General features: G+C 68.4%; 23 protein-coding genes and 1 pseudogene. 15 read left to right on the top strand and 9 right to left on the bottom strand.

Translation table 11 applies throughout. The annotated features are described in order from the left end of the window. Window positions 1–13 precede the first annotated feature (13 nt). Window positions 14–1,396: an ATP-binding protein gene (locus J8I33_RS14205; RefSeq protein WP_209937129.1), complete on the bottom strand. Its 1,383-nt coding sequence runs from the start codon at window positions 1,394–1,396 to the stop codon at window positions 14–16. Continuing rightward, window positions 1,397–2,122, bottom strand: a complete 726-nt coding sequence (locus J8I33_RS14200; RefSeq protein WP_089488636.1) for a response regulator — start codon at window positions 2,120–2,122, stop codon at window positions 1,397–1,399. It abuts the gene before it with no gap. Window positions 2,123–2,366: 244 nt separating this feature from the next. Between J8I33_RS14200 and J8I33_RS14195 the strand changes: the two genes are divergently transcribed. Together J8I33_RS14195 and J8I33_RS14190 are read left to right on the top strand one after the other, a co-directional pair. Next, the gene (locus tag J8I33_RS14195) at window positions 2,367–3,113 is read left to right on the top strand and encodes a MipA/OmpV family protein (RefSeq protein ID WP_209927672.1); all 747 of its coding nucleotides are present in this window, start codon (window positions 2,367–2,369) and stop codon (window positions 3,111–3,113) included. 281 nt (window positions 3,114–3,394) lie between these two features. Continuing rightward, window positions 3,395–3,730, top strand: a complete 336-nt coding sequence (locus J8I33_RS14190) for a hypothetical protein (RefSeq protein ID WP_050013741.1) — start codon at window positions 3,395–3,397, stop codon at window positions 3,728–3,730. A 143-nt stretch (window positions 3,731–3,873) separates the two neighbouring features. Here J8I33_RS14190 and J8I33_RS14185 read toward each other — a convergent pair whose 3' ends face one another. Beyond that, complete coding sequence (locus J8I33_RS14185; RefSeq protein WP_209927670.1) at window positions 3,874–5,085, bottom strand: transglycosylase SLT domain-containing protein; 1,212 nt, start codon at window positions 5,083–5,085, stop codon at window positions 3,874–3,876. Between the two features lie 405 nt (window positions 5,086–5,490). Continuing rightward, entirely contained in the window at window positions 5,491–6,651 is a 1,161-nt protein-coding gene (locus tag J8I33_RS14180; RefSeq protein ID WP_209927668.1) for a porin, read from the bottom strand. Between the two features lie 89 nt (window positions 6,652–6,740). On the opposite strand from J8I33_RS14180, the gene J8I33_RS14175 reads away from it, so the two are divergent. Beyond that, window positions 6,741–7,793 (top strand): RNA-guided endonuclease TnpB family protein, encoded by a 1,053-nt coding sequence (locus J8I33_RS14175; protein WP_209927666.1) that lies wholly within the window; start codon window positions 6,741–6,743, stop codon window positions 7,791–7,793. A 446-nt stretch (window positions 7,794–8,239) separates the two neighbouring features. After that, window positions 8,240–8,449: pseudogene (locus tag J8I33_RS34460) on the top strand (hypothetical protein); the annotation flags it as partial. Here J8I33_RS34460 and J8I33_RS14170 read toward each other — a convergent pair. Then, window positions 8,422–9,312 (bottom strand): LysR family transcriptional regulator, encoded by an 891-nt coding sequence (locus J8I33_RS14170; protein WP_209927664.1) that lies wholly within the window; start codon window positions 9,310–9,312, stop codon window positions 8,422–8,424. The pseudogene J8I33_RS34460 and the gene J8I33_RS14170 overlap by 28 nt on opposite strands. A gap of 119 nt (window positions 9,313–9,431) precedes the next feature. On the opposite strand from J8I33_RS14170, the gene J8I33_RS14165 reads away from it, so the two are divergent. Then, window positions 9,432–9,857 carry a VOC family protein gene (locus tag J8I33_RS14165; RefSeq protein ID WP_006481570.1) on the top strand — a complete coding sequence of 142 codons (426 nt, stop codon included), beginning with the start codon at window positions 9,432–9,434 and terminating at the stop codon, window positions 9,855–9,857. A 132-nt stretch (window positions 9,858–9,989) separates the two neighbouring features. Next, window positions 9,990–10,574 carry a flavin reductase family protein gene (locus tag J8I33_RS14160; protein ID WP_050018259.1) on the top strand — a complete coding sequence of 195 codons (585 nt, stop codon included), beginning with the start codon at window positions 9,990–9,992 and terminating at the stop codon, window positions 10,572–10,574. A 33-nt stretch (window positions 10,575–10,607) separates the two neighbouring features. On the opposite strand, the gene J8I33_RS14155 is transcribed toward J8I33_RS14160, so the two are convergent. Then, window positions 10,608–11,504, bottom strand: a complete 897-nt coding sequence (locus tag J8I33_RS14155; protein WP_050018258.1) for a LysR family transcriptional regulator — start codon at window positions 11,502–11,504, stop codon at window positions 10,608–10,610. Window positions 11,505–11,601: 97 nt separating this feature from the next. Here J8I33_RS14155 and J8I33_RS14150 point away from each other — a divergent pair, with 97 nt between their 5' ends. From J8I33_RS14150 to J8I33_RS14130, 5 genes are all read left to right on the top strand, one after another. Beyond that, window positions 11,602–12,900, top strand: a complete 1,299-nt coding sequence (locus J8I33_RS14150) for a citrate:proton symporter (protein ID WP_209927662.1) — start codon at window positions 11,602–11,604, stop codon at window positions 12,898–12,900. A 39-nt stretch (window positions 12,901–12,939) separates the two neighbouring features. Then, window positions 12,940–14,301 (top strand): acyclic terpene utilization AtuA family protein, encoded by a 1,362-nt coding sequence (locus J8I33_RS14145; protein WP_209937121.1) that lies wholly within the window; start codon window positions 12,940–12,942, stop codon window positions 14,299–14,301. Then, window positions 14,301–14,612 carry a hypothetical protein gene (locus J8I33_RS14140; RefSeq protein WP_050018256.1) on the top strand — a complete coding sequence of 104 codons (312 nt, stop codon included), beginning with the start codon at window positions 14,301–14,303 and terminating at the stop codon, window positions 14,610–14,612. The genes J8I33_RS14145 and J8I33_RS14140 overlap by 1 nt, the downstream gene beginning before the upstream one ends. Window positions 14,613–14,750: 138 nt before the next feature. Beyond that, on the top strand, window positions 14,751–15,509 hold the full coding sequence (locus J8I33_RS14135) for a hypothetical protein (protein WP_348522282.1): 759 nt from the start codon (window positions 14,751–14,753) through the stop codon (window positions 15,507–15,509). Between the two features lie 51 nt (window positions 15,510–15,560). Beyond that, the gene (locus J8I33_RS14130; protein WP_209927657.1) at window positions 15,561–16,373 is read left to right on the top strand and encodes a topoisomerase IV; all 813 of its coding nucleotides are present in this window, start codon (window positions 15,561–15,563) and stop codon (window positions 16,371–16,373) included. 40 nt (window positions 16,374–16,413) lie between these two features. Here J8I33_RS14130 and J8I33_RS14125 read toward each other — a convergent pair whose 3' ends face one another. The 3 genes from J8I33_RS14125 to J8I33_RS34455 form a co-directional block, all read right to left on the bottom strand. Beyond that, window positions 16,414–17,343, bottom strand: a complete 930-nt coding sequence (locus J8I33_RS14125; protein WP_006481850.1) for a phosphatidate cytidylyltransferase — start codon at window positions 17,341–17,343, stop codon at window positions 16,414–16,416. 38 nt (window positions 17,344–17,381) lie between these two features. Continuing rightward, window positions 17,382–18,014 carry a lysophospholipid acyltransferase family protein gene (locus J8I33_RS14120; protein ID WP_209937113.1) on the bottom strand — a complete coding sequence of 211 codons (633 nt, stop codon included), beginning with the start codon at window positions 18,012–18,014 and terminating at the stop codon, window positions 17,382–17,384. Window positions 18,015–18,126: 112 nt separating this feature from the next. After that, complete coding sequence (locus J8I33_RS34455; RefSeq protein ID WP_235356322.1) at window positions 18,127–18,360, bottom strand: hypothetical protein; 234 nt, start codon at window positions 18,358–18,360, stop codon at window positions 18,127–18,129. A 123-nt stretch (window positions 18,361–18,483) separates the two neighbouring features. On the opposite strand from J8I33_RS34455, the gene J8I33_RS14110 reads away from it, so the two are divergent. Genes J8I33_RS14110 through J8I33_RS14095 form a run of 4 tightly spaced genes read left to right on the top strand, consistent with a single transcriptional unit; the run spans window position 18,484 to window position 22,786 of the window. Continuing rightward, window positions 18,484–19,089 (top strand): CDP-alcohol phosphatidyltransferase family protein, encoded by a 606-nt coding sequence (locus tag J8I33_RS14110; protein ID WP_050018037.1) that lies wholly within the window; start codon window positions 18,484–18,486, stop codon window positions 19,087–19,089. A gap of 57 nt (window positions 19,090–19,146) precedes the next feature. Continuing rightward, on the top strand, window positions 19,147–20,916 hold the full coding sequence (locus tag J8I33_RS14105; RefSeq protein WP_124556693.1) for a bifunctional alpha/beta hydrolase/class I SAM-dependent methyltransferase: 1,770 nt from the start codon (window positions 19,147–19,149) through the stop codon (window positions 20,914–20,916). Next, window positions 20,913–22,334 carry a phosphatase PAP2/dual specificity phosphatase family protein gene (locus J8I33_RS14100; RefSeq protein WP_209937105.1) on the top strand — a complete coding sequence of 474 codons (1,422 nt, stop codon included), beginning with the start codon at window positions 20,913–20,915 and terminating at the stop codon, window positions 22,332–22,334. The genes J8I33_RS14105 and J8I33_RS14100 overlap by 4 nt, the downstream gene beginning before the upstream one ends. Further along, window positions 22,334–22,786 carry a hypothetical protein gene (locus J8I33_RS14095; protein ID WP_209937098.1) on the top strand — a complete coding sequence of 151 codons (453 nt, stop codon included), beginning with the start codon at window positions 22,334–22,336 and terminating at the stop codon, window positions 22,784–22,786. The genes J8I33_RS14100 and J8I33_RS14095 overlap by 1 nt, the downstream gene beginning before the upstream one ends. The last annotated feature ends 8 nt before the right edge of the window (window positions 22,787–22,794 follow it).

Below are 22,794 nucleotides of genomic sequence, written 5' to 3'. Positions count from 1 at the left end.
GCCGCCCGTTTCATCAAAGCGGGACGACGCTAGTCATGCCGCTGCGGCGGCGCGTATCGGCGTGCCGGTTCGCGACGTGCTGCGCGACGTCGAAGAGACTGTCCGGCAGCGCGCGCACGGGCAGCGTGATCACGAAGCGCGCGCCGCCGAGCGGCGAATCCTCGAGCCGCACGTCGCCGCCGTGCACCTGCGCGACGCGCCGCACGATCGCGAGCCCGAGCCCGAAGCCGCCGGTCTGCCGGTCGCGGCTCGAGTCGAGTCGCTGGAACGGCTCGAACACGCGGGCGCGCTCGGCGGGCGGAATGCCGGGGCCATCGTCATCGACGCTCAGCACGAGCGCGCCGGAGCGGTCGCGGGCGGCGGCCAGCACGACCTTGCGCGACGCATAGCGCGCGCCGTTGCGGATCAGGTTCAGCAGCGCGCGGGCGACGAGCTTCGGATCGCAGACGTGGGCCGCGGGCGCGTCGAGCGTCGACACGTCGAGCGCGATGCCGCGATCGGCGATGTCGTCCGCGACGTTGCCGGCGACGCTGTCGATCAGCGCGTCGACGACGACCTCCATCGGCGCGAGCTCGCTTGCCCCCTGTTCGAGCCGGCCGATCGTCAGCAGCTCGGTGACGAGCTCGTCGAGTTCGCGCACGTCGCGCCGCAGCGCGTCGCGGCGCTCGCGCATCCGGCCCGTTTCGTCGGCGTCGGCGAGCAGCGCGAGCCCGAACTCCAGCCGGGCGAGCGGCGTTTTCAGTTCATGCGAGATGCCGTGCATCATTTCGCGCTGCTGCTTGATCGACGCCTCGATGCGTGCGGCCATGTCGTTGAACTGCTGCGACAGCTCGTAGATGTTCGACTTGCCCGACACCTTCACGCGTGTCGACAGCATCCCGGCGCCGAACGCGCGCGCGGCGTCCTGCAGCCGGCGAATGTCGCGCCAGTGATAGTGAATCCACAGCACCACCGCGAACAGCGTCGCGAGCGCGAGCAGCATGTACGCATAGATGCGGATGTCGAGATCCGGCGCCTCGATCGGGCGCGCATGCAGCACCGATCCGTCCGCGAGCGGCATGTAGTAATCCTTGCCGTTATAGCTGATCGCGATTTTGCCGGCATCGAGGTCGCGCAGCGGCGCGCCGCTCAATTGCGCACGCGCGTCGGCCACCGACATGAAGCCGAACCCTTCGCGGCCGTGCAGCGCCAATTCGCGCAAGGCGAGCTCGCGCTGCGCGCCAGGATGGCGTTCGAGGTAGTCGTTCAGCACGAACGAATAGGTCGTCAGCGAGTCGCGTTGCGCCTGCGCGCCGCGCTCGTAGAAGATCCGGTCGAACGACAGCTGGATGAACATGATCGACGCGCCGACGCACAGGATCACGACGAGGTACAACCGAAGCAACGGGCGCAGCATTTATTCGTCCCACGCAGAAGGGCTGAAGAGGTAGCCGCGACCCCAGATCGTCTTGATCTTGTGCGGCTCCGATGACGCATCCTCGAAGCGGCGGCGCAGCTTCGAGATGCCCGAATCGACCGAGCGGTCGAGTCCGTCGAATTCGATCCCGCGCAACTGCTTCAGGATGTCGTCGCGGCTCAGCACGGTGCCGGCCGCGCGCGCGAGGATCAGCAGCAGATTGAATTCGGCGGTTTTCAGTTCGACCGGCTCGCCGCGCCACGTGACGGTGCGGTTCGGCGGCGAAATGGCGAGCTCGCCGAATACGAGCGCGTCGGGCGCGGCCGCGGGCGCTTCCGCCGCGGCCGGCTGCGCGCGGCGCAACAGCGCGCGGGCGCGCGCGACGAGCACGCGCGGCTCGATCGGCTTGGTGACGTAATCGTCGGCGCCCGTCTCGAGCCCGGCGACCTGGTCGTACACGTCCGCCCGCGCGGTCAGGATCAGCACGGGGACGTTGGTGAACGCGCGGATGCGCCGGCAAACCTCCATGCCGTCGAGATTCGGCAGCATCAGATCGAGTATCACGAGGGCCGGCTGGTGCTCGCGCACTGCCGCGACGGCAAGGTCGCCGCGCCGCACGACCGTCACCGCGAATTCATAGCCGTCGAGGTATTCGCGCACGAGCTGCGCGAGGCGGTCGTCGTCCTCGATCAGCAGCACGCGGTATTTGAGTGGAACTTCGTTCATGGTCTCCTCGGACGCACGCGCCATCTCGCACCCGGCAGACCGATGCGCGGCGCGGCACGCGAATTCTATCCGGCGGATCGACCGCCGGGGCAGCGGGGCGACAATCGCGAACAATCGAACACAATTGGGCACACATTTGCCGCACATTCAGGACAGTCTCGGTGCGGGGCGGCACCTAGACTGCGGGCTTCGTCACTCATATCTCAATATTGTGCGCCCATCCCTTCGCCGCTACCGCTATTGCATGCCGCTCGCCGGCCTGACCCTCGCCGCCGCCGCCCACGCGGAAAACCAGTATTCGTTGTCGCTCGGCGGCGGCGTCGCACCGCGCTACCCGGGCAGCAAACAGTATCGCGGCGTCGTTGCGCCGTCGTTTTCCGCCACGTTCGGCAATGGCTTCTTCGTCGACAGCACGCAGGGCGCGGGCTACCGGCTGGACCTGCCGCATGGGGCGTTCGTGTCGGCGGCGGTGAACTACGACGCGGGCCGCGCGGACGAGAACCGCTTCGACCTGCCGGGCTCCGACTACCTGAAAGGCATGGGCCGGATTCCGGGCTCGGTGCTCGTCGGCGTGCGCGCCGGCGTGACGTTCTTCGACACGGCGGAGCTGAGCGTCACGATCGATACGCCGGTGACGCATACGTCGCGCGGCGTGTCGGGGCACGTGGATCTCGCGGTGCCGGTGCTCAAGACGTCGCAGCACGAGATCATCGTGACGGGCACCGTGCACGCGGGTTCGGGCCGCTACATGCAGACCTTCTACGGCGTGACCGATGCACAGTCGATGACCAGCCGGTTCCGGCCGTATTCGGCGAGCGGCGGGATCGACAATGCGTCGATGGCGGTTGCATGGAACTGGACGCTGTCGCGGCATTGGTCGGTGCTCGCGACCGGTGGCGTGACGCGGCTGCTCGGCCGCGCGGGCGACAGCCCGATCGTGCAGTCGCGCAGCAACTACTACGGCATCGCGGGCGTGACGTACAAGTTCTGAGCGGATTGCCGACGCGGGCCGGCGCGCGCGGCGCGCACACGATGCGTCGGCGTCGCGCCGTCGCCGCGAACCGCGTGCGGTAACATGCGGGCGGGTTCGGCGTCAGGCCGGCCTCCGACGCGGCGGCGCCGACGCGGCTCGGCCGGGTCGCAAAAGGCCGCCATGCGCGGGCCGGCTCCGGCAGGAAACGGCCGGCAGCGTGCGGAACCGATCACGCATGCGATGCCCGGTCGTGCACGAATGCCGCACATCGACCGCCGGGCCACGACACGGAGAAACCGATGAAGAACACGATCGCGATGCTCGTTGCACTCGTTGCGGGCGCAACCTTTACTGGATGTGCGGACATGGACACGAAGCACCGCAACGCCACCGCCGGTGGCGCGGCCAGGGCCCCGTTGCAGCCGGGCGCCGCGCAGGCATGCAAGGCGGACGCCGCGCCGGACGAAGCGCTGGTCGGCAAGAACGAGGCCGATGCGAGCGCGCTGCTCGACGGCTGCCTGTGGCGCGTGCTCGAGCGCGACGGCAAGTCGTTGCCGGGCACGATGGATTACCGGGAGGAGCGCCGCAATCTCGGCATTCGCGACGGGAAAGTGATCTGGGTGCGGCGCGGGTGACGGCGGTGTGACGATTCCGCCACCGGCGTCGTCGACGTCGCGCTATCTGCGCGCGTATTTCACGAAGCGCGGCACGGCCGCGCGCGAACTGCCGACGACCGCACGGAAACAATCGCCGCGATGCGCATGCGTTCGGACGTGCGTCACTTCGAGATGTACCACAGTGCGTCCGCGCTGGCGCGCGACGGCTGAGCGGCCGGTGCCTGAGCCGGCGCGGGCGGCGGCGTGTTCGACGTGATGGCCGTCGGCAGCGTGGCGGGAATATTCGCGGTCGACGGCGAGGCCGTCGCCGTGCCCGACGTCGACGGCGTATTCACGTACCACAGCGCATCGGCCGACGCGGTGCGTTTCGCTGGCGTATTGGCCGCCGTGTTCGTCGCCGCGTTCATTGCGGTTCCGGCCGACTTCTTCGATGCCGAGGCCGATGCCCCGGCCGTCGCCGTCCCCGCCTGCGCGGTCATGCCTGCGGCCGCCGCACTGCGCTGCGCCCGCGCTTCGAACGGCCCGAGCTGGAAGATCAACGTTTGCGCGGGACGCGTCACGACGGCATACGGAAACTGCAGCTCCCACGACATCAGCACGCGCCCGGCCGACGTCTCGGTGAAGATCGCCGGCACGTGCTTCATGTCGCTGAACTGCACGTAGACCCGCGCGCCGTCGTCGAACACCTGGGTCGGCTTGGCCTGGTCGGCGCCGGTGACCGTCCAGCCGAAGTTGTACGTGCCGGCCGGGCCGGCGGGGCCGCCCTGCGGCGCCGCAGGCGGCGAGCCCGGCGAGATCGTGCGGGCGCGCGTGACGGGCGGCGCCGACACGCTCAGGCTCGCGAACGGGTTGTACGTCTGTGCCTGTTGCGGCGGCGTAAAGGACGGTGGAAGGATGGGCATGGGAGTATCCGGCGAATCCGGCATGGTCCGGATTGCATCATAGACCTTGCGCGCATACGCGAGGCGCTTGTCGGGCGACGCGGAGTTGTACGCGCCGATCGCGTTCCAGTTGGGGCCGAGCTGGCGGATGTTCTGCGACAGGATCCACGCGCCGACATACGCGTTCGTGCAGGCATCGAACAGGCTTTCCCGCGTGATCCCTTCGCGCGCGAGCGTCGGCAGCCACGTGCTGTTGATCTGCATCAGCCCGATGTCGACCGTGCCGTTGGTATTCGTGTTCACCGCGTTCGGATTCATCCCCGACTCGACCTGCGCGATGCCGCGCATCAGCGCGACGCTCACGTGCTGGAACGCGGCCGCGTCGTCCAGGCAATCGGCCCGTGCGACGCCGGAGAGCGCGCACGACAGCGCGATCGTCGAGGCGAGGGTCAGCGTGTGGCGGCTGAGCGGGCGAGTGGTATGACGCGACATGGCAGGATGGGGCGGAATCCGACCGCCCGGTGCAAGGAAATTACGCAGACGCGAAGTGTGCCATAGCAGGCGGGCAAATGGCTCGCGTCAAACTTTCCTTTGCATTTGCCCGTGCGTGCGCCGCGCATTTTTATCGCGCCGGATCACGGCCCCACGTGCTACGGGATCGGTAAAAATGGCCGAGATTGGTGCGAATGCAGGTGCTATGGCGACGACCCGAAAGCTGACGTATTACGTCACTCGAGCGGCGAAGCTGGCGATAAGCGGAGCGAAAGGGAAAATTCCCCGGCAGCGATTGGCGGGGCGAAAGAAAACGATAAAAAATCGGCGGCCGAAGCCGCCGTCTGCGCAATGCGAATTCGACCTGCCGCGCGGCGCGCGGCAAGCCATCCGCCGGTATCGCCGTCAGAAACGGTGGCGCAGCCCGAGGTTGACCATCGTCTGCGAACTCGTGCCCGCGTAACCGTACGAACCGATCGACGCCTGCGCGGCCATCGAGCCGCCGTTGCCGTCGCCGGTCTGGCCGCTCGCGTGCTGGTACGCGGCGGTCAGGTAGACGTCGGTGCGCTTGGACAGGTTGTAGTCGGCGCCGGCCGATACCTGGTGATAGGTCGCCGACGTGTCGCCGCCCGAGCGCGTGTAGCTGTAGCCGACGCCGACGAGCAGCGCGTTCGTCGCCTGGTAGTTCACGAAGCCTTGCCCCGTGTTGTAGTGCTCGTTCGAACCGAACACGGAGCTTGCGTCGCGGCGGTACTGCGCGTTGCTGTAGCCGACGCCGAACGTGAACGGGCCGGCGACGTACTGGCCCGCGATGCGTGCGATGCCGAACGCGTGCGCGCTCGCATAGCCGCTGTTGATCGGGCCGTCGAACGTGCCGTCCGACGAGCTGGTCCAGCCGTTGCGCACGCCGTTCGACGCGGGGCTGTTGGTCGCGTGGAAGTAGCCGCCCGCGACGCTGAACGGCCCGTTGTTGTACGACACGGCGGCCGAGTAAGACAGCGCGGCGCCGGTGCTGCCGGCGATGCCGCCGAACGAATACATCGCCGCGAACTGCAGGCCCGCATAGACGGCCGACGTGTACTTGACCGCGTTGTCGACGCGGAAGCTGTTGTCGTAGTTGTCGACGTCGCCCGGCGTCGCGAACGCGCTGCCCAGATAGTTGTCGGCGGTGATGCCCTGCACGAGATCGACGAGCGGGTCGTACTGGCGGCCGAACGTGAGCGTGCCGTAGCGGTCGCTCGTCAGGCCGACGAAGGCCTGACGACCGAACAGGCGGCCGCCCTGGCCTTGCCGGCCGTTGCTCGGGTCGAAGCCGTTCTCCAACTGGAACAGCGCCTTGAGCCCGCCGCCGAGATCCTCGGTGCCTTTCACGCCCCAGCGGCTGCCGGCGAGATTGCCCGCGCTGCTGTTGCCGAGCATCCACGCGTTGTCCTTGCCTTGGGCATGGTTCACATAGGTGATCGACGTGTCGATCACGCCATACAGCGTGACGCTCGACTGCGCATGCGCGACGGACGTCGCCGCGAACGACGCGATGGCGAACATTGAGAGGGCCGTGCGTTTCATCAGTTGCTCCGAGAAACCCCGTCCTTCAGGACGGGGAGGAAAGGATTGCTGTTGACAGGCAGCTTTTCCCAGGGGTTAGGATCACCTGCATGATCCTTGTCTACCGCTACCGGGTGAAATCGCTCAACGGACTGCTCAACAAGCAGAGCCGTGCGGTGAACTACGTCTGGAACTTCTGCAACGACACGCAGAAGCACGCGCTCAACTGGGGCAAGAAGTGGCCTACAGGATTCGACTTGAATGTGCTCACGACCGGCAGCAGCAAGGAACTCGGTATTCACTCCGGCACGGTCAACGCAACATGCGAGCAATATGCGAAGTCGCGCAACCAGCACCGTCGGCCGTACCTGCGCTATCGCGGCAGGAAGTCGCTCGGCTGGGTGCCGCTGAAGGGCCGAGACCTGAAGCGCGAGGGCGACGCGTTTCGTTTCGCCGGCAACACCTTTCGCGTGTTCAACAGCCGACCGCTTCCCGAAGGCAAGATCAAGGACGGGAGCAACTTTGCGCAGGATGCGCGCGGCAACTGGTTTCTCAACATCGTGATCGAGATGCCCGACGTGCAGGCCCGCCCGATTCGTTCCGGTGTGGGTATCGATCTCGGCCTGAAAGACTTCGCCACACTTTCGACCGGCGAGAAACTGCCCAATGGCCAGTTCGGTCGACGAGCGGCGGAAAAGCTGGCGAAAGCGCAGCGGGCGCGAAAGCACAGGCGGCATATCGCGAAGCTGCACGCGAAGGCGGCGAATGCCCGCGCCGACTTCCAGCACAAGCTCGCGCTCGATCTGGTGCAGCGCTTCGATTACATCGCGGTTGGCAACGTGTCGGCTGTCAAACTCGCCAGAACCAGGATGGCGAAAAGCGTCTACGACGCATCCTGGTCGTCCTTCCGGAACAAGCTCCGCTACAAAGCGATCGCGCACGGAGCCACGTTCGAGGAAGTCGACGAAAGCGGTTCGACCCAGTCCTGTTCGGCGTGCGGGTCGCAAGCCAGCACGACGCGGCCGAAAGGTATCGCGGGACTGAGAATAAGAGAATGGGCCTGCAGTGACTGTGGTGTCGAGCATGATCGAGATATCAACGCTGCGCTGAACATTCTCCGATGCGGACGTGCATCGCCAGGTGTGGGAATCCTCCGCCTTTAGGCTGGCGTAGGAGGACGTCAATTCATCTCCTTTGCGCATAGGTGTGGGTTCGTGATCCGGAAGAGCAGGAGACTACAGAGCCGCACTGAACGGCAAAAGTGGAATTCTTCGTTGTGGCCTGATGTAGACAGCGATGTTTCCCGGAATTCACCGTTGAGGGATCAGGATTATTGATAAGCGCGTATCAATGGGCTGCCATTCCACCGGTTTTTCAGTGGGCTTTGCGCATGTCGTGATAATTCGGCGTGTTTTGCGGGTGAACTACCGCGATCTCGATATTGTTTTCGATCCGTCAAATCGTTATTTAACGAATTGAATCGGCTGCGCTGAAATGAATGTGATAAATGCGCGTCGCGCGTGAGCGATGACGGCCTCGTCTCGCCACGTCACGAACCGTCGGTGCGTCGTAGCCGCCGCACGTTGAAACTCGGGCCGCGAACTCGCCTTGGCTCGTCAACGCGCCGCATCCGATCGCGGCCGGGCTGCCGGCCGGCACGACGAATGCGTACGGCAAGCAGGCGCCGATGAGCCGTGGCAAGCCGGGGCTCGGCGCGATCACGATCGCGACCGTGTACGGTCAACCCGACAACGCCGCGATCTTCGCGTACGAGAAAGGCGTGACGATGGACTACGAAACGCTCGCGCCCGCGCGCCGCCGCGACGCCGCCTCGATCAGTTGCGCCAGCGCTTGCGCGGGCTCCGACATCGTGCGCCGCGCACGATGCACGAGCCCGATGTCGCGATGAAACGTGTGATGCCCGAGGTCGATCGCGCGCACGCCGGCCGGCCAGCGGCGATACACGGCGGTCTGCGGCACGATCGCGACGCCGACGCCGTTCTCGACCAGCTTGACGATCGCGTCGAGCTCGTCGAGTTCGCAGGTGTCGCGCACCGCGATGTGCATCTTGCGCAGAAAGCGGTCGACCTGGCGGCCGCCGAACGACGCGCGGTCGTAGCGCACGAACGGTTCGTTCGCGAGCAGCGCGGCCCAGTCCTTGCCCTTCACGCCGCGCGGCACGATCAGCCGGAACGGTTCCTGTGCGAGCGTGGTCCAGTGCAGGTCGCTCTGCAGCGCAAAAGGCGGCCGGATGATCGCGGCCATGTCGATTTCGCCCGCGTCGACGCGGTTGACCAGCTCGATCGACAGCCCGGGTATCACGCGCGTGCGGCACCCCGGATGGCGGCGATGGAAATCGGCCAGCGCGGCCGGCAGCAGCGCGCTCTGCACCGATGCGATCGCGCCGATCGTCACGCGCACGGCGGCGGGCGAGCCGGGCGCGGCCGTGCTCAGGTTCTCGTACAGGCCGATCAGCGCCTGCGCCTGGTCGAGCACGTGATGGCCCCGCTCGTTGAGCCGCGCCGATCGCCCTTGCCGGTCGAACAGCGCGAAGCCGAGCTCGGCTTCGAGGCGCTGCATCTGTGCGCTGACGGCCGCCTGCGTGAGCCCGATACGGTTGCCGGCCGCGGCAAAGGTGCCTTCGCGGGCGACGGCGACGAGGGTTTTCAGTTCGCGGATCATTCATCAATTCCGTTTGTGAATCAGCCAATTTTATATTGATTTAATTTTTGCTCGGCGTTGTCTACCATGGTGCCGTCCTCGCGCCACGCGAGCGTTTCTTCACGAGGCCATCATCCATCATGAGTCTTTCCCCGTTTCACCTGGCGATTCCCGTCTACGACCTGCCGGCCGCGCGCGATTTCTACGGCCGCGTGTTCGGGCTGGAAGAGGGGCGTTCGAGTGCGCAGTGGGTCGACTTCAACTTTTACGGGCATCAGCTCGTGATCCACGAGCATCCGAAAACCGCGTCGCAGGAAGGCGCGCATACGAATGCGGTCGACGGTCACGACGTACCGGTGCCGCATTTCGGAATCGTGCTCGACTGGGCGAGCTGGGAAGCGCTGGCCGAGCGGCTGCGCGGGTTCGGCGTGACTTTCGTGATCGAGCCGTACGTGCGGTTCCAGGGGCAGGTCGGCGAACAGGCGACGATGTTCCTGTTCGATCCGTGCGGCAATGCGCTCGAATTCAAGGCGTTCCGCGACATCGGCCAGCTGTTCGCGAAGTGACCGGCCGGGGCGCCAGCGCCGATTGACGCTGGGTGCGAGAATGCGGCATTCAGCCCGACCGCGCGCAGGTGCGACGGCCGGCGCCGCGCCGCACGGCATCCGTCCGTGCGCGCCGTTCTCCAAGGAACCCGTATGGACAGTCACATCGCGCCGGTGGCGCTGAACAAGGCCTACCGTCTGCTCAATCACGGCCCGACCGTGCTCGTGTCGGCCCGCCACGACGGCGTCGACAACGTGATGGCCGCCGCGTGGGCGTGCGCGCTCGATTTCCTGCCGCCGAAGCTGACGGTCGTGCTCGACAAATCCGCGAAGACGCGCGAGCTCGTCGAGCGCAGCGGCACGTTCGTGATCCAGGTGCCGACGGCCGCGCAATTGCAGCTTACGCACGCGGTCGGCAGCCACAGCCTCGCGCAGCGGCCCGACAAGCTGCGCGAAGCGGGCGTCACGCTGTTCGACGTCGACGGTCACGACTTGCCGTTCGTCGCCGGCTGCTCGGGCTGGCTCGCGTGCCGGCTGATTCCGGAACCGCACAACCAGCAGACCTACGACCTGTTCATCGGCGAGGTGATCGGCGCATGGTCGGACACGCGCGTGTTTCGCGACGGCCACTGGTATTTCGAATCGGCCGATCCCGCGTTGCGCAGCCTGCACTACATCGCGGGCGGCAATTTCTATGCGATCGGCGAATCGCTGCACGTCGATCCGGACGCGCAGTAAGCGCCGCACGCCCTTTCCCGAATCGGGCGCGCTTCATGCGCGCTTTTTCAATTCCGCCAGCATGAGGTCGACGAACGCCTGCGCGACGCGCGGCAGCGTGCGCCCGCGCTTCGCGACGAGCGCGATCGGCCGCACGAACGCGGGATCGTCGATCGGCTTCGCGACCAGTTCGGGCTCGGCGCGCACCTCGCGGGCGGTCGCGGGCAGGATCGTCACGCCGAGGCCGCCGCGCACCATCGCGACGGCCGTCATCATGTAGGTCGGCTCGCACGCGATGTCGGGCGTGCAGCCGGCCGCGTCCAGCGCGGCATCGACGACGCTGCGCACGCTCGTGCCCTGCGCGGTGAGCACGAGCGGCACGCCGGCGACGTCGGCGGTGGTGACGCGGCGCTTGCGCGCGAGCGGATGATCCTGCGGGCACACGGCGACGAGCCGGTCGGCGCCCGCATACAGCACCTCCAGCGACGCATCGAACGTATCGCCGCCGGTCAGCCCGAGATCGGCATCCTCGTTGCGCACCAGCGCGGTGACGAGGCTCGCGACGCCGTCGCGGATCTCGAAGCCCGCGCGCGGCACGTCGCGCCGGAACGACTGGATCAGCTCCGGCAGCACACTCGACGCGAAGGTCGGCAGGCACGCGAGCCGCACCGTGCCGCTCGCGCCTTCGCCGAGCGCACGCGCATCGCGCAGCACGCGCTCCATGTCGTCGAGCGAGCGCTGCAACAGCGGCAGCAGTTCGCGCCCGGTCTGCGTGAGCGCGACGCTGCGGCTGTTGCGGTCGAACAGGCGCGCGCCGACGATGTCCTCGAGCCGGCGGATCTGCACGGTCAGCGCCGGCTGCGACAGGTGCAGCCGTGCGGCCGCGCGCGTGAAGTTGCCGGCGTGCGCGACGGTGACGAACGCGCGAATGTCGCGAAGATTCAGATCCATAACGGTTCGTGATTGCTGCGATCAAATCATTTCAATTGTGCTATCGCTGCGCCGACCTTACGCTCGTCTCCCACAAAAGACAAGGTAGGAGACACGGATGCTGCCGTTACTCGGGCTGGGCACGATCGTCGTGCTGCTGGCCGCCATTCTGTCGAAGCGGATGTCGCCGCTCGTCGCGCTGATCATCGTGCCGATCGCCGCGTCGCTGATCGGCGGCTTCGGGCTGCACACCAGCAAGTTCGTCATCGACGGGCTGAAGGGGCTCGCGCCCGTCGTCGGGATGTTCGTGTTCGCGATCCTGTACTTCGGGACGATCACCGACGCCGGCACGCTCGACCCGATCATCGACCGGATCCTGCGCGCGGTCGGCACGCGGCCCACGCGCATCGTGATGGGCACGACGCTGCTCGCGTTGCTGATCCACCTCGACGGCTCGGGCGCCGTGTGCTTTCTCGTGACGATTCCTGCGGTGCTGCCGCTGTACGACCGGCTGAAGATGGACCGCCGCGTGCTGGCCGCTGCGGTATCGATGGCCGCGGGCATCAACTTCCTGCCGTGGACGGGGCCGATGATCCGCGCGTCCGCGTCGCTGCACCTGCCGGTGTCGGCGCTGTTCAATCCGCTGATTCCGGTGCAGGCGATCGGGCTCGTGTTCGTGTTCGGCGTCGCGTACTGGCTCGGGCGGCGCGAGGAGAAGCGGCTCGGCCTGTCGCGCGACGATGCGTCGATCCCGCTGCCCCGGCGCGAACTGACGCCCGACGAGCAGGCGCTGCGCCGGCCGCACCTGTTCTGGTTCAACCTCGTGCTGACGCTCGTCGTGCTCGGCACGATGGTCGTGATGGGCGAGAAGATTCCGCCCGCGATCATGTTCATGGTCGGGCTGTGCATCGCGCTGATGGTGAATTACCCCGACGTCGACATGCAGAGGAAGCGCATCGACGCGCATGCGCGTGCCGCGCTGATGATGGCCGGCATCCTGCTCGCGGCTGGCGTGTTCACCGGGATCATGCAGGGCAGCGGGATGCTGAAGGCGATGGCGCAGGCGGCGGTCGGCTTCGTGCCGCCGTCGATGGCAGGCCATATCCCAGTCGCGCTCGGCCTCGCGTCGATGCCGCTCAGCATGCTGTTCGATCCCGATTCGTTCTACTTCGGCGTGCTGCCCGTGATCGCGGAAGTGGCCGGCCAGCTCGGCGTGCCGGCCCTGCAGGTCGGACAGGCGGCCCTGCTCGGCCAGATGACGACGGGCTTTCCGGTCAGCCCGCTCACGCCAGCGACGTTTCTCGTCGTCGGGCTGTGCGGAATCGAGCTGGCCGAGCATCAGAAATTCACGTTTCCGCTGCTGTTCGGCGCGTCGATCGTGATGACGATCGCGTGCGTCGTGCTCGGCGTTTTTTGATATTTGCCGGCGATGCGTTCGCCGGACGACGGTACGGACATGACAGCAAAGCCATCACACGAACGGCGCGTGCGCATCGGCGCGGGCGCCGGCTACTCGGGCGACCGGATCGAGCCCGCGGTCGAGCTGGCCGAACACGGGCGGCTCGACTATCTGGTCTTCGAATGCCTGGCCGAGCGCACGATCGCGATCGCGCAGCAGGCGCGCCGCAAGGATCCAGCGCTCGGCTACGATCCGCTGCTCGACGCGCGGATGCACGCGGTGCTGCCGATTGCGGCGGCGAAGCGCGTGCGCATCGTGTCGAACATGGGTGCGGCGAACCCGCGCGCGGCCGCGCGGCGTACCGCGCAGATCGCGCAGTCGCTCGGCATCGCGGGGCTGAAAGTCGCGGCGGTCGAAGGCGACGACGTGCTCGACGTCGTGCTGCGCGGCGCGTTCCGCTTCGAGGAATCGGGCGACGACGTCGCCGCGTATCGCGACCGCATCGTGTCCGCGAACGCGTATCTCGGCGCCGCGCCGATCGTCGACGCGCTCGCGGCCGGCGCGGACGTCGTGATGACCGGGCGCGTCGCCGATCCGTCGCTGTTCGCCGCGCCGCTGATCCATGCGTTCGGCTGGCGGATGGACGACTGGGACGCGCTGGGGGCGGCGACCGTCGTCGGCCATCTGCTCGAATGCGCGGGGCAGGTGACGGGCGGCTATTTCGCGGATCCCGGCTACAAGGACGTGCCGAATCTGGCGCGGCTCGGCTTCCCGATCGGCGAGGTCGCGGCCGACGGCACGGTCGTGATCACCAAGGTGCCGCACGCGGGCGGCCGCGTGAGCGCGGCGAGCTGCAAGGAACAGCTGCTCTACGAGATTCACGACCCGGCGCGGTATCTGCAGCCGGACGTCGTGGCGGATTTCACGCGCGTGGCGGTCGCCGAGGAAGCGGCCGATCGCGTGCGCGTGACGGGCGGGCGCGGCACCGCGCGGCCCGATACGCTGAAGGTATCGGTCGCGTATGTCGACGGCTGGATCGGCGAAGGCCAGATCTCGTACGGCGGACCGGGCGCGCTCGCGCGTGCGCGTCTCGCGCTCGACATCGTGCGCGAGCGGCTCGCGCTGACCGACGTCGCGGCGAGCGAGCTGCGCTTCGACCTGATCGGCGTCGACGCGCTGTATGGCGACGCGACGCCGGCCGTGCGCGGCGAGCCGGCCGAGGTGCGCGTGCGGGTGGCCGGCCGCGCGGCGAACGCCGCCGAAGCCGCGCGGATCGGCAACGAAGTCGAGACGCTCTATACGAACGGGCCGGCCGGCGGCGGCGGCGCGTTCAAGTCGACGCGCGAGGTGATCGCGGTGCAGTCGGTGCTGCTGCCGCGCGCGGCCGTGACGCCGTCGTTTTCATTCGTGGAGGCCTGATGCAACTGCGTGAACTCGCGCATGCGCGCACCGGTGACAAGGGCAATACGCTGAACGTGTCGGTCATCTGCCGCGATCCGCGTCATTACGACCATCTGCGCACGCATCTGGATGCGCAAGCGGTGAAGAGATGGCTCGCGGGCATCGTGCACGGCGACGTCGTGCGCTACGAGTTGCCGGCGCTCGGCGCGTTCAACTTCGTGCTGCGCGATGCGCTCGGCGGCGGGGTGACGCGCTCGCTCGCGCTCGACGCGCACGGCAAGTCGGTCAGTTCGGCGCTGCTGGCGATCGAGGTGCCCGAGCCGGCGTGACGCAGGTGTCGCGGCCGGCGAACTGGACGATGTCGAGCTTCAGTTTCATGGGCGGTGTCGGTGGATGAGGTCCGTCGCGCATGCGTGTACGCTACGGCCTCGCGGGTCGATTCCCGCGCGTACCGAACGGAGCCTGAAGTGAACGACAAGATCGTAACGCCGACCGGCGTGAATGGCGAGACCGGGTGGCGCAGCCGGCGCGCGGCCGTCGCCGTGCGCGTCGCGCTCGCGTGTGTGGGTGCGCTGGTCGTGCAGGCCACCGCCGCCGCCGCGCCGACGGCGTCGTGCAACCAACGACTGACGGCACTGATCGTACCTGCGCTGCAGCAGACCGCGTTCGCCCGGCGCGACATCCATGCCGCGGTGGACGAGCGCAACGGCGACGTCTACCGGATCCGCCTGTTCACGACGCCCGACCATCCGGGCACGCCGAATCGCGAAGCGACGGTCGGCTGGGTGATGCTCGATACGCGGACGATGCAGGTGCTCGACGTCACACGCGATCCCGACCGGCCGGACGTGCTGAAGATTGACCGGGGCGCGCTGTCGCGTTTCGTGTCGACGTGCGCGGTATCGGTCGCGCCGGTACACAGTGCCATCGATTGCGATGCGCTGAACCGCCGTGCTCAGACGCAAGGAGATTACGTGATGGGCAGCGATGCAGGGCGCGTCGTCATCGGCAACGGGCGGCTGCCGTTCTTTTCCGCACCGGACGATGCATGCAGGATCGACGGGCTGTTCATCGTCGAGCACGACCACGTCGATGCGCGGACCGAGTACGGCCGCTTCACGTCGGTCGTCTACCTGAATCCGCGTACACGCGGCATCGCCGAAGGGTGGGTGCGCACCGCGCGGCTGAAGCCGGACGGCACCGGCATCGCGCCGCGGCAACCTTGATCCGTCGAGTCTGCAACAATCCGCCACACACCAGTCCGAACCGATTTCGTCATGACCATCCAGAACTGGAACCGACGTCTGAAGCCGCTCGCCGCCCTTGGCGCGTTCACGGCACTCGCGGCGCTCGCCGCGCTGTCGCCCGTTCATGCCGCCGAGCCGGCCCAACCCGACCGTCAACTGAAAACCTTCATCCACGACACGTACGGCGACTGGCGTGCGGACCGCAAGGGCTGGCAGGCGGAAGAGGGCGATTTCATCCATTCGCCGTGCGGCGTGCTGCGCGTGGCGACCGCGGACGGCCCGCGCATGCTGCTCGCGATGTGCGGCGAGACCGACGCGGCGGTGCAGAACGGGATGCCGGGCATGGATTCGGATGCGACGCCGGGCGCGATCGACCTGTACGTGCTGAAGCCTTCGCCGGACGGCAGGACGCTCGAGCCGGTCGCGAAGAAAACGGAGATCGCATCGGGCGAGCGCGGCGAACCGGGCACGGTGCGCATCGAGCGGCTCGGGCCGCACCTGTTCGGGTTCGTGATCGGCGAAAGCGATACGCGGCAGGGCTACACGCAACGCTTTCGTTCGATCTGGCTGCCGTACGGCAACGCGCTGGTGCATGCGGCGGCGCGCATCGACGAGGCGCTCGACAATGCCGAGTCGACGGAATGCGCGCATGCTCGCGCGCGTTGCGAGGAACGCCGCTTCGAGATCGCGCCGGACACGACCGGCTCGGGCGACGTCTACCCGCTGACGGTCACGGAAACGGGCACGCGCGGCGACAAGGCGATCCACGCACGCTACACGGTGAAGTTCGACGCCGCGCGCGGCCGCTACGTCGTGCCGAAGGCGCTGCGCGACGGATACTGATCCGCCGCGCGGGAACGGGCGGCATGGCGCCGCCCGCGCATCACACGTACAGGTAGCGCACCAGGTGGAAGAACACCGGCGCGGCGAAGCAGATCGAATCGACGCGATCGAGCATCCCGCCGTGGCCGGCGATCATCGAGCCCCAGTCCTTCGTGCCGAGCGAGCGCTTGACGGCCGACAGCACGAGCCCGCCGACGAAGCCCGCGATCACGATCGCGAGCGAGATCCCGAACGCGGCGCCGAAGCTGAACGGCGTCACGCGATACAGCGATGCGCCGCACAGCGTGGCGAGCAGGCCGCCGCCGACGAAGCCCTCGATCGTCTTCGACGGCGACAGCTGCGGCGCGATCTTGCGGCGTCCGAACAGCTTGCCGACCACGTATTGCAGCACGTCGCTGATCTGCACGACGAACAGGAAGAAGAACAGCAGCAGCGCGTTCTGCCCGGCGTAGCGCGGGATGTCGAGGATCAGCACGGCCGGCGCATGGCTCAGCCCGTACACGCACACCATCAGCGCCCAGTTGATCTTCGCGTTGCGGCTCAGGAATTCGCGCGTGTCCTGCGTGAGCGCCGACACGAGCGACATCGCGAAGAACAGGTGCACGGGCACGAAGATCGAGTACATCCCGTACCAGTTGATGCCGAGCAGCAGGTACTGCACGGGGATCGCGACGAAGAACGCGATGAAGAGCGTCGTATGGTCGCTCGCGGTGGTCGGCGTGAGCGTGATGAACTCGCGCAGCGTCAGGTACGACAGCAGCGCGAATACCAGGTACGTGACGTTGTTGCCGAGGCCGATCGCGACGGCCATGATCGCGATCATCGCCCACCATGCGCGGATGCGCTGGTTCAGGTTGACGATGGTCGCGCTCGTGCCGCCGCTGCGCGCGCCGAGGATCGCGCCGATCACGGTCGCGACGACGAGCACGCCCGTGACGCCCGCGACCAGTTCCCAGAAGAGGGTTCGCATGGTTGGTATCCGGAAAAGGGAGAAGGGGCGCGCCGCGTTCAGCCGGCCGGCCGCTGCGGCGGCGCGAGCGCGATGACCGCGTCGCGCATGCGGGCGAGGAATGTCGGCTTGTCTTCCTGGGCGCCGAGCGCTTCGTTCGCGCCGAAATGCACCTTGCAGATCAGCGGCACGGGCCAGATCGCGCCCTTCGGCATGATGCGCTGCAGGTTCTCGAGATAGACGGGCGCGAGCGCGACCTCCGGGAACTCGGTCGCGAGATGGAACAGCCCGCTCTTGAACGGCTGCGGCAGCACGTCGGCGCCGCGCGTGCCTTCCGGGAAGATGATGATCGAATGACCCTGCCGCAGCGCATCGCGCACCGGGTCGAGCGGATCGCCGCCCGATTCGCGATGACGGTCGATCAGCACGACGTTCAGCAGCTTCTGCGCGATGTGGCGCTTCAGGTCGCTGCTGTCCCAGTAGTCGCGCGCGGCGACCGGCCGCACGACCGCGCGCACGTCGCGCGGCAGCGCGGCGAGGATCGCGAGCGTGTCGATGTGGCTCGTGTGGTTCGAGAAATAGATCTTCTGCGTCGGGGACGGCGGCGCCTGATGCCAGACCGGATACGCGCCGGCGACGAGCCGCATGATGGACAGCAGGAAGTCGCGCTGCCAGACGTTAAGGATGTTCATCGGCGCGCGGCCTCCTGCGTGCATGCCCGGCCCGCCGCGCACGCGCGGCGGACGGAACCCCGGAATGCCGGCGCGGCAGGATGCGCGCCGGACGGCTCTTGTTTAAATTTTTTCAAAGTTCGTGGCTGCCTGTCGCAGGTCCGCGATAATCGGACGATTCGCCGTCGCACGCGGTTGCGTCGCGGCGAATGCGCCGGTCGGCGGCGTGATAATCGGCTGTTGCACGAGTGCCCGTCTGCAGTTCGAATGGATCTCGCGGCGATCGGGCCAGCGGATTATCGCGAGTTTCGCCGAAAAACGCCAGATTGGCGCCACGCGGGCCGGCCGGGCCGCCTGCTTGACGCATCGGGGCGGCTCGGCGACGATGGGGGCCGTTCAATCCAGGCCGACGACGGCCGTTTCGCCGCCCGGGGCATGGCGGCGGGAAACGCATCCAACCGTGCCGCGCGAATAATACGAATACGAAACGATGAGCCTCTACGCACTCAAACCCAAATTCCAGAACCGTCTGCGCCCGTTCGCGAATTCGCTGGCCGAACGCGGCGTCACGGCCAACCAGGTCACGCTGTTCGCGGCCGGCGGCTCGATCGTCGTCGGCGCGCTCGCCGGGCTCGGCGTATTCGCCCGCGCGCTGTTCCTGCTGATTCCGCTGTGGCTGTTCGCGCGGATGGCGCTCAACGCGATCGACGGGATGCTCGCGCGCGAGCACGGGCAGAAGAGCACGCTCGGCGCGTACCTGAACGAGCTGGGCGACATCGTGTCCGACGTCGCGCTCGTGCTGCCGTTCCTCGCGATTCCCGCGTTCGCGCCGGCGGACGTCTGGCTGTTCGCGCTGACGGCGGTGATCGTCGAATGCGCGGGGCTGATCGGCCCGCTCGTCGGCGCGACGCGCCGCTACGACGGCCCGTTCGGCAAGAGCGACCGGGCGCTGGCCCTCGGCGCGTTCGCGCTGTGGATCGGCCTCGGCTTCCCGGTCGGCGGTGTCGCCGCGTGGCTGTGGCGGCTGTTGATCGTGCTGTCGATCGTGACGGCGGTGCGGCGCGTGCAGGCCGGCGTCGCCGAAGCGGGCCGCTGACGGGCCGCGCCGGAGGGCGGCGCCACATGATTCGAATAACGAAACGAGAGAGATCGCATGAACGCACGCACGGCCCGTGAGGCCGACTTCATCACGCACGACGGCGCAACGCTGTTCTATCGCCACTGGCCCGCGACGGGCCCGCGCTGCCGAGGCGCGATCGTGCTGCTGCATCGCGGCCACGAACACTCGGCGCGCGTCGCGCACCTCGTCGACGAGCTCGACCTGCCGGATTTCGCGTTTTTTGCGTGGGACGCACGCGGCCACGGCCGCTCGCCGGGCGCGCGCGGCTACAGCCCGAGCGCGGCCGCGTCGGTGCGCGACCTGCAGACCTTCGTCGAGCATATCCGCGACACGCACGGCATCGCGATCGAGGATATCGCGGTGATCGGCCAGAGCGTCGGCGCGGTGCTCGCGGCGACCTGGGCGCACGATTACGCGCCGCCGATCCGCGCGCTCGTCGTCGCGTCGCCGGCCTTCCACATCAAGCTCTACGTACCGTTCGCGCGGCCGGGGCTGAGGCTGATGCACAAGCTGCGCGGGCTGTTCTACGTGAACAGCTACGTGAAGCCGACATTCCTCACGCACGACCCCGAGCGGATCGCGAGCTACGCGTCCGATCCGCTGATCACGCGGCCGATCGCGGTCAACATGCTGCTCGACCTGCACGATACCGCGCAGCGGATCGTCGCCGACGCGGCCGCGATCACCGTGCCGACCCAGTTGCTGATCTCGGGCGCCGACTGGGTCGTGCATCGCGGCCCGCAGGACCGTTTCTTCGAGCGGCTCGGCTCGGCGCGCAAGGAGCGCATCGTGCTGCCGGGCTTCTACCACGACACGCTCGGCGAGCGCGACCGCGCGCAGGCGCTCGCGCCGCTGCGTGCGTTCGTGCTGCGCGAGTTCGATGCGCCGAGCCCGCGCGTGTCGCTCGCCGATGCCGACCGCCGCGGCGCGTTCCACGACGAATACGCGGCGCTCGGCCGGCCGCCGGCCAATGTGTTCGCGCGGGCGTACTGGGCGCTTACGCGCGCCGGCCTGAAAGCCGGCGGCGCGCTGTCCGACGGCATCGCGCTCGGGTTGCGGCTCGGCTTCGATTCGGGCTCGACGCTCGACTACGTGTACCGCAATCGCGCGCAGGGGCGGTTCGGCATCGGCGCGCTGATCGACCGCACGTATCTCGATTCGCCGGGCTGGGTCGGCATCCGCCAGCGCAAGGTGCATTTGCAGGAACTGATCGGCACGGCGATCGGCCGCCTGCGCGGGAACGGCACGCCGGTGCGGATCGTCGACATCGCGGCCGGCCACGGGCGCTACGTGCTCGACGCGATCGCGATGGCCGCCGAGCGCGACGGCGCGGCGCCCGACGACATCACGCTGCGCGACTACAGCCCACCGAACGTCGAGGCCGGCCGCGTGCTGATCGCGCAGCGCGGCCTCGAGCCGATCGCGCGCTTCGAGCGCGGCGATGCGTTCGACGAGGCGTCGCTCGCGACGCTCGAGCCGCGGCCGACGCTGGCGATCGTGTCGGGCCTGTACGAGCTGTTCGGCGAGAACGCGCTGATCGAGCGCTCGCTGCGCGGGCTCGCGCAGGCCGTGCCGCCGGGCGGCTATCTCGTCTATACGGGGCAGCCGTGGCATCCGCAGCTCGAATTCATCGCGCGCGCGCTGAACAATCACCGCGGCGAGTCGACCTGGGTGATGCGCCGTCGTTCGCAAGCCGAAATGGACGAGCTCGTTGCGCGGGCGGGCTTCCGCAAGCTCGACCAGCGCATCGACGAGATGGGCATCTTCACGGTCAGCCTCGCGCAGCGGGTCGACGCGTCATGAGCGCGCTCGGCGGCGGCGCGGGTGTGGATGCGGACGCGAGCGGCGGTCTGGCCGAGCCGGCAGCCGGCGCGCGCGACGCGTCGTTCGCGCTGCGCTTGTGCTGGCTCGCGGCGATGGGCGCCGTGTTCTTCTCGACGTACGGCTTCGCGAACTGGCTCGCCGCGCGCCGCGAAGCGGTGCCGACGTTCGCGTTCGGCTGGGAGCACGCGATCCCGTTCGTGCCGTGGACGATCGTGCCTTACTGGTCGATCGACCTGCTGTATGCGCTGTCGTTCTTCTTCTGGACGCGCCGCGACGATCTGCTCGATCACGTGAAGCGGCTGCTGACCGTGCAACTGGTGTCGGTCGCGTGCTTCGTCGCGTGGCCGCTGCGCTTCGGCTTCGAGCGGCCCGACGCGGGCGGCTTGGCCGGCGCGCTGTTCACGCTGCTGATGGGCTTCGACAAGCCGTTCAACCAGGCGCCGTCGCTGCATATCGGGTTGCTCGTCGTGCTGTGGGCCGTCTATGCGAAGCACCTGCGCGGCACGTTCGCGCGCGTCGTGCTGCATCTGTGGTTCGCGGCGATCGGCGTGTCGGTGCTGACGACTTATCAGCATCATGCGATCGACGTGCCGACCGGGGCGGCCGTCGGCTGTCTCGCGCTGTTCCTGTTTCCGCTGCGCGATGCCGCAGGCCGCTTGCCGGGCGCCGATGCGTCGCCGTCCGCCGCCGGTCGCGCGCTCGCGCGCCGCTATGCGTTAGGCGCCGCGCTGGTCGCGCTCGCGGCGCTGGCGTGCGTGGCGCGCGCGCCGGGCTGGGCGCTGGCGGCAGGGTGGGTCGCGCTGGCGCTCGCCTGCGTCGCATGGGCGTACCGGCGCGGCGCGCCCGGCGCGTTCCAGAAGGATGCGGACGGGCGGTTTCCGGTCTTCATGGGCTGGCTGCTCGCGCCGACGATCGCCGGCGCGTTCGTCAATTCGCGGCTGTGGACGTTCCGGCGGCCGGCGCCGGTGCGGATCGACGAGCGCGTGTCGATCGGCCGGACGCCGACGACGCGCGAGATCCGGCGCCACGGCTTCACCGCGCTGGTCGACCTGACCGCCGAGATGCCGCGCTGGGCGGCGGCCGATGCGTCGCTCGCGTATGCGCCGGTGCCGCAGCTCGACCTCGTCGCGCCGACGGCGGCGCAGCTCGCGCAGGCCGTCGCGGCGCTCGAGCGGCTGCACGGCGACGGGCGCGACGTGCTGGTCTGCTGCGCGCTCGGCTACGGACGCAGCGTGCTGTGCGCGGCCGCGTGGCTCGCGGCGCGGCGCGGGCTGACGGATGCGCGCGACGCGCTGGCCTCGGTGCGCGCGGTCCGGCCGCGCGCGGTGTGGTCGGATGACGGCGTGGCCGTGCTGCAGCAGTGGATCGATCGCCGTCGCGATGCGGGGCCCGTGTGATGCGCGATCCGTCCGGCCCGTTCAGGATCGCCGCCGCGCGCGGGGCGCTCGATGCGGGTGCGTGGGCGATCGCGGCCGCGCTGGCCGCGGCCGGCGCGGGCGGATGGATCGCGGCGGGCTGGCCGCCGGCGACGCTCGCCCGCGTGCTGCTGGCCGTCGTCAGCACCGGATCGGGGATCGCGGCGCTGTGGTACGCGGTGCGCATCGAGATTGATCGGCGGCTGTTTGCCGCGCTGGCGCGGGCGGCGGACGGCGACGGGGCGGTCGACGACGGGCTTGTCGCCCTCGACCGCGCGCTCGCCGATCTGGGCTGGATCGACGCGACAAAGGTCGGGCGCACGCTCGACGCGCGCGTGCGCGGCGCGGTCGGGCTGTGCCGGGCCGCCGTGCTCGTCGCGGTCGTGCAGTGGCTCGTCGTCGGTATCGCGATCGCGGTGTCGCCGATCGGCTAGCGATGCAT

It is taken from the genome of Burkholderia sp. AcTa6-5 (genome assembly GCF_017815075.1).
GTDB classification, from domain to species: domain Bacteria; phylum Pseudomonadota; class Gammaproteobacteria; order Burkholderiales; family Burkholderiaceae; genus Burkholderia; species Burkholderia sola.
This window is presented reverse-complemented; position numbering and strand designations above follow the sequence as displayed.